Origin of the sequence: Lactococcus sp. S64, assembly GCF_016516525.1 — a bacterium.
GTDB lineage: Bacteria > Bacillota > Bacilli > Lactobacillales > Streptococcaceae > Lactococcus > Lactococcus lactis.
In genome coordinates this window covers 136,498-152,570 of sequence record NZ_JACVUQ010000003.1, presented here as the reverse complement: position 1 = coordinate 152,570, position 16,073 = coordinate 136,498, and the positions used below count along the sequence as shown (strand labels likewise).

The window sequence follows — 16,073 nt, the reverse complement described above, 5'->3', positions numbered from 1 at the left end:
CTTTTTTTTTACTGACAACTAGAATAGTGATTTCTGTCAGTAATTTTAGGTTCAATTATTTCTTGAAAAATAACCTTATTGACCGTTTTGGATTGGTCAGCAACTTTATAGAGTGCATTACGTTGAAGGGTTTGAACTTGAAAAGTAGGAGTGATATTCAAAGATTTATTCAGATTATCAGTAATAATTTGATTGGGGTTAAAAGAAATATCATCGGGAATCAAAGAAAGAATTGCCGATTTTTCATAGTAGCGTTCAAAAATGTTTTGATTTGCAACATGAAAACTTAAAGCTTTAGGAACTTTGGGGTTCTCAATAGGAAAACCAGCAATGACAGCATTAAAAGAAATATGTTGACCAAAATTAACTTGCTTACTTTTATATTTTTCAAGTTCAGCCCTAAGCAAAAGTTCAGCTTCCTCAAAATTTAAATTAGGTTGATAATAAAATTTCTTGCGAATATTATTGGTAATCAATTCAAATCCGGTAATTCCAACAACAAACCCATTTGGATTACTTTCAAATTTTTTAAAATGACTTTGGGTAAGAACTTCGTTGGTTGTAATTTGTCCATCTGAAATAACACTGATGAAATCAGGCAACATAACAATATTTATAAAACTCATGGTATAAAATCCTTAAAAATTTCTGTCAGCAAAGTATCTAGTAAATTTTACTGACAGAAGAAGTGGTTGATTTTCAAATGTTTCTTATCATTGTATCACTTTTGGGAAATTTTATACTATTTTTTTTCATATTAAAAAACAATTAAATGATACTAAAAAACAATTTATGAAGTAATAAATTGTTTTTTTTAGTAAATATAAAGATGAATTAGAAAAAATAACAGAAAAAAACTCTAATTATTGGTTTTCTTTCCGAAAAACTTCAATTTTTCGTAAAGAACACTAGTTAACTTATCAAATTTTCACTCTAGAATTACTTTGTAACTAAAAAAATTAGATACATACAACTATATTATATAATAATTAATTATTTTGTACAAGATTAACTACACGATTATTAAAAAATATATCTGTAAAATTACACATTACTCAATTACCTAAACAAATCAAGACCTAAAATTGAGCAAAAACATTGCAATACAATGAAAAAATTTCCGAAAAATTGAAGTTTTTCTGAAAATTACATTAGAATTTATAGAGAAAGAGAGGTCTTTTATTGATTACAAAGATAAAAATTTGTAAATGTAAATATTAAGAAAGGAAAGAATATTGAAAAAATTAGTATTAATTATTTTATTGCTATTCTCATCGTCAAATTTATTGACGACCATGGGTTCAGCAGATACAACAAGTTATGATACAAAAGGTCAAGTTGGATTTACGGGAAATTGGGTAGGACCAGAATCGAGTTCAAGTAGTAAAGAAAATCCTAAAAAAGACCCTCCAATTACTCAGACCATACTCCCAAAAACAGGAGATATGGAATTCTCATCAATGGTAACTAGTTATGTTGGCTTATTAATTTTGGCAAGCATAATAGTTTATAAAAAAGAAAGAGGGAGGTTAACTTTATAGGAAATAAATAATAGTCGATTACTGCACCTTTTTTAAGGATAAAACAAATGGAGAAACTTAATGGATAAACTAATTTTAAAATCAACAACACTTCTTGCCGGCATATTGATTTCTGCCCCTATGATAATCACAACCGCTAGTGCGGCGACTACAGGAGGGGATTACACTTCAAGTGCAAATTTGACTTTACAAGCAGGAACTGGTCCAGTCGACCCTCTTGATCCAACAGACCCAACTAATCCTGTAACACCAGTAGACCCAGGTACTCCAGGTGCTTCTGGAAATCTTACTGTCGATTATGGTTCAACCCTTTACTTCGGAACCCAATCAATTTCCACTCAATCTAAAACTTATTATGCACATCCTGATATGGTAAAAGATCAATCTAACGTTGTAAAAGTAGTGCCTAACTATGCTCAAGTAACAGACCAATCAGGTGAGCTATCAGGTTGGACATTAAGTTTAACACAAGCTTCAGATCTTCATATGACTACTGGAACATCAACAGATCCTGGATATGCACTTAGTGGTGCACAAATTAGCTTTACCGGAGGCACTCTCCTTGGAGGAAATGGTATTACCGCTGGGAAGCCAAGTGATGTTGTCGCTTCAGGAACGCTCACACCAGGAGTAGCAACAAAACTAGTTTCAGCTGCAAAAAATGAAGGAGCAGGAACTTGGTTATATAATTTTGGTGATGTAGATGCCTATGATGCAAGTTCAGTTGATACAGCCAATACCACAGATCATACTAAAGTGGCGACAAAATCAGCAATTAGTTTGGCTGTTCCTGCAGGTTTGATTGAGAAAGCGGCACCATATACTACAGATTTGTATTGGAGCTTGCAAGCCGTTCCAGGAAATGATTGGGATGGAAATACATCTGCGGTTACACCAGCACCATAAGTCTGATTTTGATAAAAGGAGAGAATAAATGAATAAAATTTTATTAAAATCAACGGTACTACTAACTGCTGCGTTAATCGTGGGACCAATAATTGCCAGTGAAGCTGATGCCGCAAGCACCGGTGGAGATTATACATCAAATGGTTATGTTAACTTTGCTGAAGGGGATAATACTGGAATTAACCCCGTTGATCCTTTAGACCCCTCTGTCCCTGTAGGACCAACAAATCCTGATGGTACCGACCCAACACCCGGAACAGGAGGAGCACTTTCAATCGATTTTGCTTCAAGTCTAAGTTTTGGAACACAAAAAATTTCTTCAAAGGATGCCACATACTTTGCTCATGCGCAGTGGATTAGCAAAGATAAAGATGGAAGTGCAGTTGATATGACACGTCCTAATTATGTTCAAGTTACTGATACACGCGGAACCTGGGATGGATGGACCTTGACTGTTGCAGAATCCGATCAATTTCAAAATACTTCAGGAGAAAAGCTAACCGGAGCAGAACTATCTTTTAGTAAAGGTTATACCGATGGAACCACTGCTGCAAAACCCGGTTATATCAATAACACTAATTTTGTTGTTAGTACAGCTGCTAGCAAAATTTTAGGAGCAGGTCCAAATCAAGGGATGGGAACTTGGGTATATGGTCTAGGAGCTAATGCAGATTACCAAGAAAATGGTGGAGCGCATCTGGGTAATGAAGCAGTTTCTACAGCATCACCAATCAGTCTTAAAGTTATTGCTGGTACAAATAAAGCGACGTCATATACGACACAATTAATTTGGTCCTTAACGAATACCCCAGGAAATTAAATGTTTATAATTTCTAAACTATGAAAAGGAGGGTACTGTGAAAAAAATAAGATGGTTAAGTATACCTCTCATCTTAATGACATTAGGATTGGAATTTCGAGTTAATGCAGCAGAAGTCCAAAGCTATAATTCGCAAGGAATAGTTGGTTTTGGTCCAGGTAGCGGAGTTCAACCCCCTGTTAATCCTAACAAACCTGATCCAACTTTACCTGTATTTCCACAAAATCCAGATGGTTCAAAGCCTAATCCAGGGGGAAATGGCTCACTGACAATTGATTTTGCTTCAAGTTTTGACTTTGGGAATCATAAAATTTCTAATAAAGATCAAACATATTTAGCTAAAGCCCAAAAGTATTTTGATTCTGAAGTTTTAACACCGAATTATGTTCAAGTAACCGATCGTCGAGGAACATTTGCCGGTTGGAACTTAAAAGTAGTCGAAAAAACACAATTTACTCAAATTGACTCAGGCCCTCAGAAGTACAAAGTACTTAAAGGAGCAACGATTAATTTAAAAAGTTCAGAAACAGCTTCTTTTACTAATGAAAAATCTCCCAAAACACAAACAATTTCGGGACTTATTCCCGGTGTTGAAACTCAAGTAGCTCTTGCCTCAACTGGCGAAGGAGCTGGAACTTGGGTAATTCGCTGGGGAAACGATTCAATGGTCACTGAAGAGGGCTTAACAACAGCAGTTTCATTATTTGTTCCTGGAGATACCCCCAAGGATGCAACTGCTTACACTACAACTTTAAATTGGATATTGTCTGATTTACCGACAAACGTGCCAAATTAATTTGTAACACACATTATTATAGAAAAGAGGACATTATATGTCTAAATCAGTAACAAAATATCTCACTCTAGCAACTTTAGGAATATTAGCAACATCAGTAACTCCACAACTTGCCAGTGCAGCTACAACACAATCATATGGCACGCAAGGAGAGGTGACTTTTACCGCCGGAACAGATACCACAGGTCCAGTTGACCCGCAAGACCCAACTGTTCCAGTAAAACCAACGGAGCCAGATGGCGTTAATCCAGTAGGACCGACAATGCCAGATAGTGGTTTAACTATTGTCTATGCTTCAAGTTTTGATTTTGGAAGTCATCCTGTAAGCAATAAAGCAGAAGTCTACAATGCTGCTGCACAAAAATTAGACGATAATACGACACGTACCAACTATGTTCAAGTTGCAGATAATCGTGGGACTTTCTCAGGTTGGAATTTAAAAGTTCAAATGACCGACTTCACAACAGCAGATAGCAATTTAGTAGCGAATGGTCATGGTACATTAACAGGAGCAACAGTGACTCTAGGTGATGCTGAGATTCAAGGAGCTGGTACAGCAAACCCAGCAGATATCTCTTCAGCTACTACAGTTTTGACACCTGGAGTACAATCGGCAACAATATTGGGAGCAACGGCTGGTCACGGCTCTGGTAATAGTTTGCTTGACTTTGGGGGAAAAGATGGAGCTACAAAAGACACAGCCATCAAACTTTCTGTTCCAGCAGGTGTGGCAGGTGCAGCCAAGTATACAGCGGATTTAACCTGGACACTTGACGATACACCATCTAATTAATATTTTTAGTGGTGAGAAACAAGCAAGGGAGATTTCATGCAAAGAAAATATAAATTTAAACTTGTGACTTTTATAATGTTGCTATCACTGTTACCGACTATAAATTTTAATGGATTTTCTTCAGAAAGTAATAAAGAAAATGTTAAGATAAATTCTCTTGAAAAGATGCTTTCTTCTCAAGGGGTGTCAGCAGCAACTCAGACACTTATAAATCGTCAAAGCGTGAGTCCCAGTGGCACTACTTTCAATGGAAATTCAGTTTCACAACCAAGTCGTACTCCACTTCCACAAAATTCAGTTGAAGATGCGATAATGCCTAATAGCTTTGGATGGCAACAAACTATCTCTAATCTAACGTTACCAACCAATCAAGTTACTGCTGTACAAAATGGAACAATTATAGGAAGTTATCCAACTACAGATGCTGGTGTTCAACAAGCGCTTTATGCAATGTATAGTGCAACTAATGCTAGCACTTCGGATTTTGTCTTATACTATGGAGCTAATACAACACTCAGTAATTCAGTCCTAAAAGCAGTAGTTTCTAATCCAAGTACGACTAATATGACATTTAGCACACTAAAAGGGCATGCTAAAAGTTTAACCTGGATTTCAAATCCAGCCGATCTACTTACGAGCTCAAATAGTTCTCAGCCCTCAGGAACAAATTATACTGTAACCTTACCTTCAAATGTCTATTTTGGAGTTCCAACTATTTTTCGCAATGTAACCGTAGCTGCAAGTGGGGATAATATTTATGCCCAAGGGAATGCATTTGCAACGACAAATGGCTCATGGATAACTGGTGCTCCTAACATTTATGGTGGAACGGACAATAGTGATATATCTGGAAATACAAACCTATATATTGGAGCAACAGGAAGTACTGCGGGCTGGAATATCTATGGTGGTAATGCATCGGCTGGAACAATATCTGGTAATACTCATGTTACGATTGCCCAGTCATCATCTACTATAAATAGTGTAACTGGTGGAAGTGCATCAGGAGCAACAATTTCAGGGAATACAAACCTTGATATAAGTGGAGCTATTGCTTCTCAGATAACAAATATCTACGGTGCTGGAATTGGTACTTCTAATTCTCCTGTTAATGTGAATGGGAATGTTACAACTTATGTTAACTCAACAAATGGAAGTGCAAGATACCAACTTTATCAAGGTGGAACAGTTTATGGAAATATAAGTGGTTCAATCTATAATACTTTAAGTGGGGCAGGAGGATGGACTGGCGCAACTAGTAATATAAATGGTGCTGGTGGTCCAGCATCAACTTTTAACGGAGGTTCATTCCAAGGGAATATAGGGACATCTGGTGCCGGAAATGTTATCTCAAATAGTTACAATACATCATCCTTCACAACGGGTCAAGCTTTATTTACAGGTGGTAATGCTGGAACAGGCGCTTCATATGCTCAGGCAACCAACTCCACTACCGCGGCTCAAGGGATATTATATGCTAATATTACTAACTATATTAAATCTGCTTTTACAACTGGAACAGCTGGGGCAGTTTATGGAATAGTTGGTGGTAATGGTCATGATTCTCTAAAAATTTCTCCATCACAATGGGGACTTGGCAGTCAGACTGGTCTTGATAGTGCAGTTGGTGTATCAGATGCTAAAGCTTATGGACAGATTCCATCTACTACTGTAGTTTCAAATGCCCAAAAAATTACTAGTAATGCAATTTATGGCGATGTTTATACTTGGTTACAATCAGGTGTTATGTCAACAACATCGGGTGGTGGAGCAAACGATTGGACAGGTTATTCATATGGTGCAAGTTCAAATGGGTATCTTCAAGGACAATCAGTTTTAGAAGCTGGAACGGCAAATGCTGATAATTCTGTTGGAGGTGCTGGAGTAGTATATTGTAGTGCCATGGGAGGTACTGCAGAAACAACTCTTGCAGCCCAAGGAACAGTTGCTTATGGTAAAACTGATACAAGTTCTGCCATTAATTCCGGCTGGGATTTATGGGGAGGCGGAGGAACGGTATGGACCTATCGTCAAGCCTTTTTACAAAATGGTAATTCCTATCTTATTCACAATAATGATATTGCCCGTTGGACCTATGGAGGTCAATCTAATGGTAGTCAGGTCGGAAATTCATACAATATTTTGAATGGGGCTATTGTTGATACTCTTGAAGGTGGTGGTTATACCGCAACTACAAAATGGGGAAATACTACAGCACAAGTCAATCAAGGTCAAGTTAATTGGTTCTTGTCAGGCGGTTCTTGGGGAGATTTGTATAATACTGGAAGTGCAACAGTAAATGTTTACAACGGATATATCAACGCTATTACCGGTGGAAACTATGGCCAAGCTGGAGTAGAGACAATTGCTGGTGATTCTACAGTCAATGTTTATGGAGGTGATTTCTCAGGTTCGCCAAGAACAGGAACAAAACAACTTTGCGGAGGTCCGTTCTTTAATGGGGCATCTTCGATTTTAGGAAATACAGCTTTAAATGTTGATTTGACTGGTTCAACTGGCTCAAGCTTCCAACTTCCTTCTGGTACATATTTATCAGGAGGAGCAGGTTATAACAATACTGTGACTCACGTTGGTTCTGGAGTAAATAACAGTATTAGTGTCAATATATCAGCAAATGCTGCATCCGGAAATGTCTTAAATGGTGCTGTTATTTACGGCGACGGGCAGTCAACTGGTTCAAATAGTACATATACAAATGTTGGTACAATCAACATAACCATTAATGCAGATGGCAACACTGTAGGTTCGGTTTATGCAACTAATTATGTAGCCATGCCAGCTTCAGGTCAAAGATACAATACGAATATAAAAATTGGGGATGGTACTACCATTTCTGGTACGATAACATCGGGAGGAAGTAGTGATAATCTAACTGATGCGATTGCCGCAGCTAATAACAATAAATCGGCTATTACATTAGGAAATAGTACTTCACATAACCCAATTACCATAAATGGTTCACTTATCAATTTTAACAGTGCAGAAATTACTGAAAAAGCAGTAGTGAATGTAGCAGGTTCTTTTAAAAATGGAGGTGGAGCTACAGCAGCAAACCACGCTGCAACTTACTCTAAACATGGTTCGATTCAAATGGATACTGATTCTACTCTTGGAATTACTTCAACCTCATCTGTTGTCTCAGCAAGCCAATTAGTTGCCTGTCCAAATGCAACACTTTCTACACCCTATGTCCAAACATCTGGATTGATTAATTTATCCGATTTAGATCTTTCAACCAATAAGGGTAATCTATTTTGGAAGCCGATCGGTAATCCACCAACAAGTATTAGTAATACCTATAATGGAGCCTATTGGGGAACACAAGCGGCATTCCCAATTTTGACGTTTAATGGTGGAGATACTTCTACAAAATCTGGTGCAGTAAATATTAGTCCTAATAATTTTTCTGGTGTAGATTCAGCAAAAAATTATGCATTTTTAGGAGATTATACAATGTCTTCCCTCTCCACCCCAAGTAATCCAACTTGGATTGGTTATGTTGTTCCAGGGCAGGTACGTGTATATAATACAACTGGTGATGCAGATTCAGGAAATTGGCAACATCATTTAAAATCTAATGTTACAACAGGGAATCCCGTTGCTGGTCAAACGATGCAAGCATGGGCCTCGGTAGCATCTGATACTGATGCAAGTTCGATCAAAGTAATGTATGTGATGGGATATAGTGATAGCACAACAGCTCCTTTTAGCTTCACCGCTAAAGCACCATATTACATAAAATCTAGAACAGCCACGGCATTTGATGGAAAGGTTTTAAATAATTATCCATCAACTAATCCTAATTTTGATGTCAATGCTGGAACTACTGGTGCTACACGTAACTTTGGTACGAGAGACTATTTTGTAGGAAATCAACAAGATGGCACAAACGATCAAGCAATATATGGAAGTTATATTGTACAAAATGTGGCTACTGATAACACCACTAGTCTAAGTGCTGGAAACTATATCCTACCGAATAAAGGTTCGGCAATAAATGCATCATCATTGACTCAAGCACAACTCCAAAAAATTGTTGGTTTAAAAGGAGTGGGTGTAATGACAGATATTACGACGAGTGGTGATCCATTAAGTTCAATAAATAATGCAGGTAATACGATTCAAGATCCTACAACTAGTGATACTAATGTAAAAGATAAATCATATGCAGAAATACCTGTGAGCTGGACTTTGGGAAAAAGTTCTACTAATAGTAACATTGTTGTTGTACCACAGGCAGCAGTTATTTCATCAGATAGTCAGACAGCTCTTAATGTTTATGATGCAAGTATGACAAGTGATGATGCACACGATTTAAAAGATCAAAAAGATCTGGATGGTAATTGGACCTATGCTTTAGCTTTTAAAGCGGATGGAACGATAGAAGAACCAGTGATTAGCAGTCCGTCAAATTTGGTTACAACCTTGCAAACTATACAAGCCAATAATCCAATCATTGACGGAGATGGTAATATTCGTCCTGTTACTTATACTTATAATGGATTATCAAAAGATATTACACTTAATTTAACTTTTGGCTCTATAAGTCTTTCTACACCAAATTCTTACGACTTTGGTACATTAGACGTAAGTCCTAAACCATTAATTTCATGGGCCACAAGTCCTGCCAGTGATGTGGTTGTTACTGACACACGGACAGGTTCTGCCTTGAAGTCATGGTATGTGAGTGTCGCACAAACTCAAGATTTAAAAGGTTTGACAAATAATAATAATTTGGCTTCATATCTTTTCTTCAAAGATAGTACAGGAAGTAAAGTAATTACAAGTGATGCCTTACAGATTTATGCCAATACTTCACCAACAACTGGTACTTTTAAGTTAAATCAAAACTGGAATTCAACCTCTGGTGAAGGAATCCAATTGAATATTCCGGTTGATCATCAAGAGAAGGGAACCTATGAGGGAGAATTAACTTGGTCTTTAAATAATGTACCTTCTAATTAGTTGCGTATAGCAATTTTATACAAAGTGGGATTAGTCCTACTTTGTATAACGGACTTATTTTAATTTTATTATAAGATTTTAATCAAAATACTACAGAGATGTAGTTCTAGAAAGAGAACATAATGAAAATTTATCAAAAAGTTTTACTGTTCATTGCCACTATCTTTACTTTAGGGACTGTCAGTAAAGAAGTTCATGCAAATGAATTTAATTTTTCTGTGAACCCGGTTCTTCCAGAAAACCAAATTGGCGAGAGCGGATACTTTAATTTACAAATGAGTCCAGGGCAATCGCAAACTTTGACGATTAGTCTAAAAAATACTACTGACAAAACAGTAGTGGTTGAAGAAGAAATAGCTAGTGCGACAACAAATATTAACGGTGTAGTTGAATACTCACCAAATAAAATTAAAGCAGATTCAACACTAAAGTATAATCTAGTAGACTATGCCTCAATTCCAAAAGAAGTATCACTACAACCAAACTCTTCACAGCAAGTAAAAGTGAGTGTTACTATGCCAAAGGAAAATTTTAATGGTGTAATTGCTGGTGGAATTACTTTTAAAGAGAAAGACTCAGAGAAAACAAATTCTAATTCTAAGGGATTAAGTATTCAAAATAAATATGCTTACGTTGTTGCTTTACTGATGCAACAAAATAAAAATACTGTTGCGCCTGACTTGAAATTAAATAGTGTAGAGCCTAGTCAGGTTAATTATAGAAATGTAATTAATGCCAATTTACAAAATCCAATGGCTGGATATCTAAATCAAATGTATGTTCAAGCAGAGGTCAAAGGTTTAAGTAATTCTAAATTATCTTATAAGGCAAACAAAGAGATGCTGCAAATGGCACCAAATAGTAATTTTGATTATCCTGTTTCTATTGGTGATGGAAATAAGCTTGAAGCGGGTAAGTATCGTCTATCGATGACAGTATATGGGCAAAAAAATAATGACGGAAAGTTCACTTATGTTGATTCAAAAGGAAAAGAACAAAAATTTGATTATCAATGGAAATTTACAAAAGACTTTACAATATTAGGTAAAACAGCAAGTAAATTAAATTCAAAAGATGTAACTGTTAAAAAGACTCCTTGGTATGAAAATTGGCTTATCTGGTTAGGTTTATTATTAATTCTTTTAGCTCTTTTCTTCTTGTTCTTTATTTTATGGAAGAGACGTAAAAAAGAAGAAGAGGAGCAAGATTTAGAAAAAGAAAAATTAAAAGCTCAACTTGAAGAAATGAGAGAGCAAATAAGTAAAGAAGATAATTCTGATGAGATAGATGTTTAGGTTCTACTTAGATTTTTGAATCATAATTATTTACATTTATTAAAGTTAAGTAAAAGTAAAACAAATTGCAGGAGGTTTTTTATGGCCGAGAATCAGCTATTCTATCCACGGTTAGAAGAATTAATAAGAATATCAAAAAAATCTTTTAATCAAGTTGAAAGAGATCTAGGATATCCTAGAAATGCGCTTCATAATTATAAAAACGGTGTGGAACCTTCGGGAATTCGATTGATTGAATTGGCACATTATTTCGGAGTAACACCTGAGTATTTGCTAGGAATAAACAATGACCCCAAAAATAATGGAACTAGAATTATTTTTGAAAGTCTTAATGATTATCAGAAAAAAGATTTATGCATTATTTGTCAAGAATGGTTGTTGTCTTCAAAATAGAGTAAAGAAAGTATAAACTATAAATAAAAAAAGCCTTATAAGGCTTTTTTATTTATAAAAATTAATTAGAATTTAATTATTTTTTGGGGCGAACGAACATTGCATCCCCAAAACTGAAGAAACGATATTTTTCATCAATCGCATGTTGGTAAGCGTCAAGAACAAAATCACGGCCAGCAAAAGCAGCGACTAACATGACCAAAGTTGATTTTGGTAAATGGAAATTGGTGTTAAAAGCATCAACAACTTTCCATTCATAGCCAGGTTTAATGAAAATGTCAGTCCAGCCAGAATCGGCTTGGATATCCCCATCAAATTTACTACCGATGGTTTCCAAAGTACGGATTGATGTTGTTCCAGAAGCAACAATTTTGTGTCCACTAGCCTTAACAGCTCTCAATTGAGCAGCCGCCTCTTCAGTTAGACGATAAAATTCGCTGTGCATTTGATGCTCATCAACATTATCCACACTGACAGGGCGAAATGTTCCCAAACCAACATGAAGTGTTAATTCAACAATTTTGACTCCTTTGTCAGCAATTTTTTCTAACAATTCAGGTGTATAATGTAGGCCAGCAGTTGGAGCAGCAGCAGAACCATTCTCTTTTGCAAAAACTGTTTGATAACGTTCTTGATCCTCGAGTTGTTCGTGGATATAAGGAGGAAGTGGCATTTCGCCTAAGCTTTCCAAGATTTCAAGGAAAATTCCATCGTATTTGAATTCGACAATTCGTCCACCATGATCAAGAACTTCTACAACGACAGCTTTCAAACGACCATCACCAAAAACGACTTCCTCACCAACTTTCATTTTGCGAGCTGGTTTTGCCAATGTTTCCCAACGATTTTGCCCCATATCTTTAAGCAAGAGGAGTTCAATATGTCCACCTGTTTCAGCGCGTTCACCGTGGAGACGGGCTGGGAGTACCCTTGTGTTATTTAGGACAAGAGCATCGCCAGCTTCAAGTTCATCAATAATATTATAGAAATGTCTATCTTCAAGCTCTTCAGTTTTAGGATCAAGAATCAACAAACGTGATTCAGAACGTTTTTCCAAAGGCGTTTGGGCGATCAATTCTTCTGGCAAATCAAAATTAAAATCATTTATATTCATAAGTTGTTTTTATTTTACTCCATTCCGTAAAAGGATTCTAAAATACATTTATTTCAAATTAGTTTAGTTGATTTCAAGGTAATTTTTCTCTCAAATCACTAAATCAATTGGTTGATAAAAAAGCAATGCATATTGTTTTATTATATCATTTTTTGGATAGACTAGCTTTTGGAAGAACGAGAATTATTGTATGACAAAAACACCGTTTTTGTAAGATTATTACTAAATAATATAAGAAGTTGCAAAAAAGAAATTTTAATATTACAATGGTAAAATAAAAATTAAAAGGAATTTTATGAAAAAAAGGAAAAAAATGATTGCTTGGATTTTAGTAGTTTTATCCGTTGTTTTGGTTGGTGGCTATTTCGCAATAGGAAACTATTTTTATGACTTAGCTGTTAACGCGCATACCAATAAATCTTTTCTAACTGCCGGGAGCAAACAGAAGCCTCTTTCTAAAAAAGAAGAAGAAAGAAAAAAGGAAAATAAAGCATTTTTAGAGTATGTAAAATCCGACGCTTGGTATGTTACCTCCTCTGATAAGTTGAAGTTGAAACTCTATGCTGCAGATTATAAGCAACCAACTAAAACAAATAAATGGGCTATTATTGTTCATGGGTATGGTGGACAATCGACCGATATGGCAAGTTGGACACGTCATTTTTACAATAAGGGTTATAATGTTGTTACGCCAGATTTAAGAGGACATGGTAAAAGTCAGGGTGATTATATCGGCATGGGCTGGGATGACCGTAAAGATATGTTGCTTTGGATTGCCAAAATTATTCAAAAAGATCCACAGGTAGAAATTGTCCTATTAGGCGTTTCTATGGGAGGAGCAACGGTGATGAACACTTCAGGCGAAAAGCTTCCCTCGAATGTCAAAGCAATTGTGGAAGATTGTGGGTTCACATCAACAGGTGATGTTTTTGCCTATCAATTAAAACAATTATATGGATTACCAAAATTTCCAGTTCTTTATGCGGCAAATACCTTTGTTAAAATGAGAGCTGGCTATGATATCTTTAAATCTTCGGCAATTAAACAAGTCGCCAAAAGCAAAACACCAATTTTGTTCATTCATGGTGATAAAGATACTTTCGTTCCATTTAAGATGTTAAACCCTCTCTATGATGCAGCAAAAGTTGAGAAAGAAAAGCTGATTGTTCATGGAGCGGGTCATGGAGAATCAGAAAAAGTTAATCCAGACTTATATTGGAGCCATGTTTGGGATTTTGTTGGAAAATATATGTCTTAATTGATTACAAAAAAGTCCTTTTTTAAAAGGACTTTTTATTTTTGCTAATGTATTTTTTGAAGACAATTTTTAGTTGACATGGAGATAATTTATGATATAATGAAAGTGTAGAAAAATTGATATATACCAATTTAGAAATGGAGCATATAAAATGAAAGTTATCGTAGTAAAAAATCAACTCGAAGGTGGAAAAATCGGACTTGACCTTCTTAAAAAATCAATGGCTAATGGTGCTAAAACATTGGGACTTGCAACAGGCTCAACACCAGTAGAATTTTACAACCAAATTGTTAACTCAGACCTTGATTTTACAGACATGGTTTCAGTAAACTTGGATGAATATGTTGGACTTGACGGTTCAAATGATCAATCTTACCGCTATTTTATGACTAAACATTTGTTTGGAGAAAAACCATTTAAAGAAAACTTCTTACCAAATGGTAAAGCAGCTGATCTTGAAGCTGAAGCAAAACATTATGACCAAATTATTGAAGAAAATCCAATTGACTGGCAAATTCTTGGAATTGGTCAAAATGGACACATTGGTTTTAATGAACCAGGAACACCTGCTGAAATTACAACTCATGTTGTTGACCTTCAAGAAAGCACAATCAAAGCCAACGCACGTTTCTTTGAATCAGAAGCAGATGTACCACGTAAAGCAATTTCAATGGGACTTGCTTCAATTATGAAATCAAAAAATATTGTTTTGATGGCTTATGGTAAAGAAAAAGCTGAAGCAATCAAAGGAATGGTTGAAGGAGAAGTGACAACAGAGCTTCCAGCATCAATTCTTCAAAACCACGCTAATGTTACTGTTATCGCTGATGAAGCAGCTGTATCATTGTTGAGCAAATAAAATAAAAAAAAGTCCTGACAGGACTTTTTATTTACTGACAGAAATTCTGTCAGTATTTTTTTATCTTTTTTTATACTTACGGTGATTATCAACAACTTCTGAAACGGAGTAATCTGTCTCATCATTGAAAGAAATATTATGATTCAAATCTAAATATTGATTAAACATGTTTTCGTATTCAGGAATTGATAGACGGGTTCTTGCATCCAACATTGATTGATGTTCAATTTTAAGTAAATGATTTTCATAACCTTCAACAAGCTCACCAGAGAAAAACTCAGCAACAGTACCAGAACCATAACTAAAAAGTCCAATACGCTGACCAGCACTCAATTTATCAGAGTTTTCCAAAAGTGAAATCAAACTCAAATAGAGAGAACCGGTATATAGATTACCCACACGACGATTATAAACGATACCACGTTCAAATTGTTCCATTAATTCTTCAGCATTGGCTGGTTTTTCAGATTCAAGCATTGGCAATAAAGCTTTTTTACCCATTTTAGTATAAGGGGTATGAAAGGCGATAGCTGCAAAGTCTTCAAACTTTAAATTTGTTCTATGGCTATACTCTTTCCAGATTTTAGCAAAAGCATCGATATATGTTTCGTTTGAAAACTTACCATCAACAGAAGGATAAGCCTGACCAAAAGGACGCCAAAAATCATAGATGTCTTGAGTTAAAGCAACGTTATCATTATTTAAGGCCAAAATTTTAGGATCGGCCGTAATAAGCATTGCAACACTTCCAGCGCCCTGAGTAGGTTCTCCACCAGTATTTAGCCCATATTTGGCAATATCAGAAGCAATAACTAAAACTTTAGTATCAGGATTCAAAAGAACGTGGTCACGAGCAAGAGCAAGGCCAGCAGTAGTTGCATAACAAGCCTCTTTCATTTCAATGCTTCGAGCAAAAGGTTGAATACCAAGCAAATCGTGAACAACAACGGCTGAGGCCTTTGATTCATCAAGACTTGATTCAGTACCAACGATGACCATGTCAATGGCTTTTTTATCTTCCTCAGTCAAAATACTTGCTGCCGCGTTAGCAGCAAAAGTAATAATATCTTGAGTAGCAGGATTGACTGCCATTTCATCTTGACCAATACCAATTTGGAATTTTGCAGGGTCAACATTACGAGCATTTGCTAAATCCCTCATATCAACAAAAGTATTTGGGACAAAAAATCCAAGTTTATCTATACCGACTTTCATATTTTAAAAATTTCCTCACTTATTATTATAAAAGAAAGGAACTCCTTTCAATGTCTTTGGAATGCTTTAATTTTATCATAAAAATACGTTAAATTCT

General features: G+C 35.8%; 13 protein-coding genes. 10 read left to right on the top strand and 3 right to left on the bottom strand.

Going from position 1 to position 16,073, the window contains the following annotated elements:
• Window positions 1–8: 8 nt before the first annotated feature.
• Window positions 9–626 (bottom strand): hypothetical protein, encoded by a 618-nt coding sequence (locus IAE51_RS04705; protein ID WP_058206965.1) that lies wholly within the window; start codon window positions 624–626, stop codon window positions 9–11.
• Window positions 627–1,235: 609 nt separating this feature from the next.
• Here IAE51_RS04705 and IAE51_RS04700 point away from each other — a divergent pair.
• From IAE51_RS04700 to IAE51_RS04665, 8 genes are all read left to right on the top strand, one after another.
• Complete coding sequence (locus IAE51_RS04700) at window positions 1,236–1,541, top strand: hypothetical protein (RefSeq protein ID WP_023164347.1); 306 nt, start codon at window positions 1,236–1,238, stop codon at window positions 1,539–1,541.
• Window positions 1,542–1,601: 60 nt separating this feature from the next.
• Window positions 1,602–2,447, top strand: a complete 846-nt coding sequence (locus IAE51_RS04695) for a WxL domain-containing protein (protein WP_015426740.1) — start codon at window positions 1,602–1,604, stop codon at window positions 2,445–2,447.
• Window positions 2,448–2,475: 28 nt separating this feature from the next.
• Window positions 2,476–3,267: a WxL domain-containing protein gene (locus IAE51_RS04690; RefSeq protein WP_012898201.1), complete on the top strand. Its 792-nt coding sequence runs from the start codon at window positions 2,476–2,478 to the stop codon at window positions 3,265–3,267.
• 37 nt (window positions 3,268–3,304) lie between these two features.
• Complete coding sequence (locus tag IAE51_RS04685) at window positions 3,305–4,063, top strand: WxL domain-containing protein (RefSeq protein WP_058203050.1); 759 nt, start codon at window positions 3,305–3,307, stop codon at window positions 4,061–4,063.
• 37 nt (window positions 4,064–4,100) lie between these two features.
• Window positions 4,101–4,856 (top strand): WxL domain-containing protein, encoded by a 756-nt coding sequence (locus IAE51_RS04680; protein WP_058203049.1) that lies wholly within the window; start codon window positions 4,101–4,103, stop codon window positions 4,854–4,856.
• A 36-nt stretch (window positions 4,857–4,892) separates the two neighbouring features.
• Window positions 4,893–9,842 (top strand): hypothetical protein, encoded by a 4,950-nt coding sequence (locus IAE51_RS04675; protein ID WP_200094858.1) that lies wholly within the window; start codon window positions 4,893–4,895, stop codon window positions 9,840–9,842.
• A gap of 122 nt (window positions 9,843–9,964) precedes the next feature.
• Window positions 9,965–11,137, top strand: coding sequence for a DUF916 and DUF3324 domain-containing protein (locus IAE51_RS04670; protein ID WP_200094856.1), 1,173 nt, complete (start codon window positions 9,965–9,967; stop codon window positions 11,135–11,137).
• 81 nt (window positions 11,138–11,218) lie between these two features.
• Window positions 11,219–11,530, top strand: coding sequence for a helix-turn-helix transcriptional regulator (locus tag IAE51_RS04665; RefSeq protein WP_003130721.1), 312 nt, complete (start codon window positions 11,219–11,221; stop codon window positions 11,528–11,530).
• A gap of 76 nt (window positions 11,531–11,606) precedes the next feature.
• Here the strand turns inward: IAE51_RS04665 and queA are convergent, their stop codons facing one another.
• Complete coding sequence (queA, locus tag IAE51_RS04660; RefSeq protein WP_129880944.1) at window positions 11,607–12,644, bottom strand: tRNA preQ1(34) S-adenosylmethionine ribosyltransferase-isomerase QueA; 1,038 nt, start codon at window positions 12,642–12,644, stop codon at window positions 11,607–11,609.
• A 295-nt stretch (window positions 12,645–12,939) separates the two neighbouring features.
• On the opposite strand from queA, the gene IAE51_RS04655 reads away from it, so the two are divergent.
• Window positions 12,940–13,902: an alpha/beta hydrolase gene (locus IAE51_RS04655; RefSeq protein WP_200094854.1), complete on the top strand. Its 963-nt coding sequence runs from the start codon at window positions 12,940–12,942 to the stop codon at window positions 13,900–13,902.
• Window positions 13,903–14,053: 151 nt separating this feature from the next.
• The gene (locus tag IAE51_RS04650) at window positions 14,054–14,761 is read left to right on the top strand and encodes a glucosamine-6-phosphate deaminase (protein ID WP_003130716.1); all 708 of its coding nucleotides are present in this window, start codon (window positions 14,054–14,056) and stop codon (window positions 14,759–14,761) included.
• 60 nt (window positions 14,762–14,821) lie between these two features.
• On the opposite strand, the gene IAE51_RS04645 is transcribed toward IAE51_RS04650, so the two are convergent.
• Complete coding sequence (locus IAE51_RS04645) at window positions 14,822–15,976, bottom strand: hydroxymethylglutaryl-CoA synthase (RefSeq protein ID WP_017864763.1); 1,155 nt, start codon at window positions 15,974–15,976, stop codon at window positions 14,822–14,824.
• Window positions 15,977–16,073: the final 97 nt, after the last annotated feature.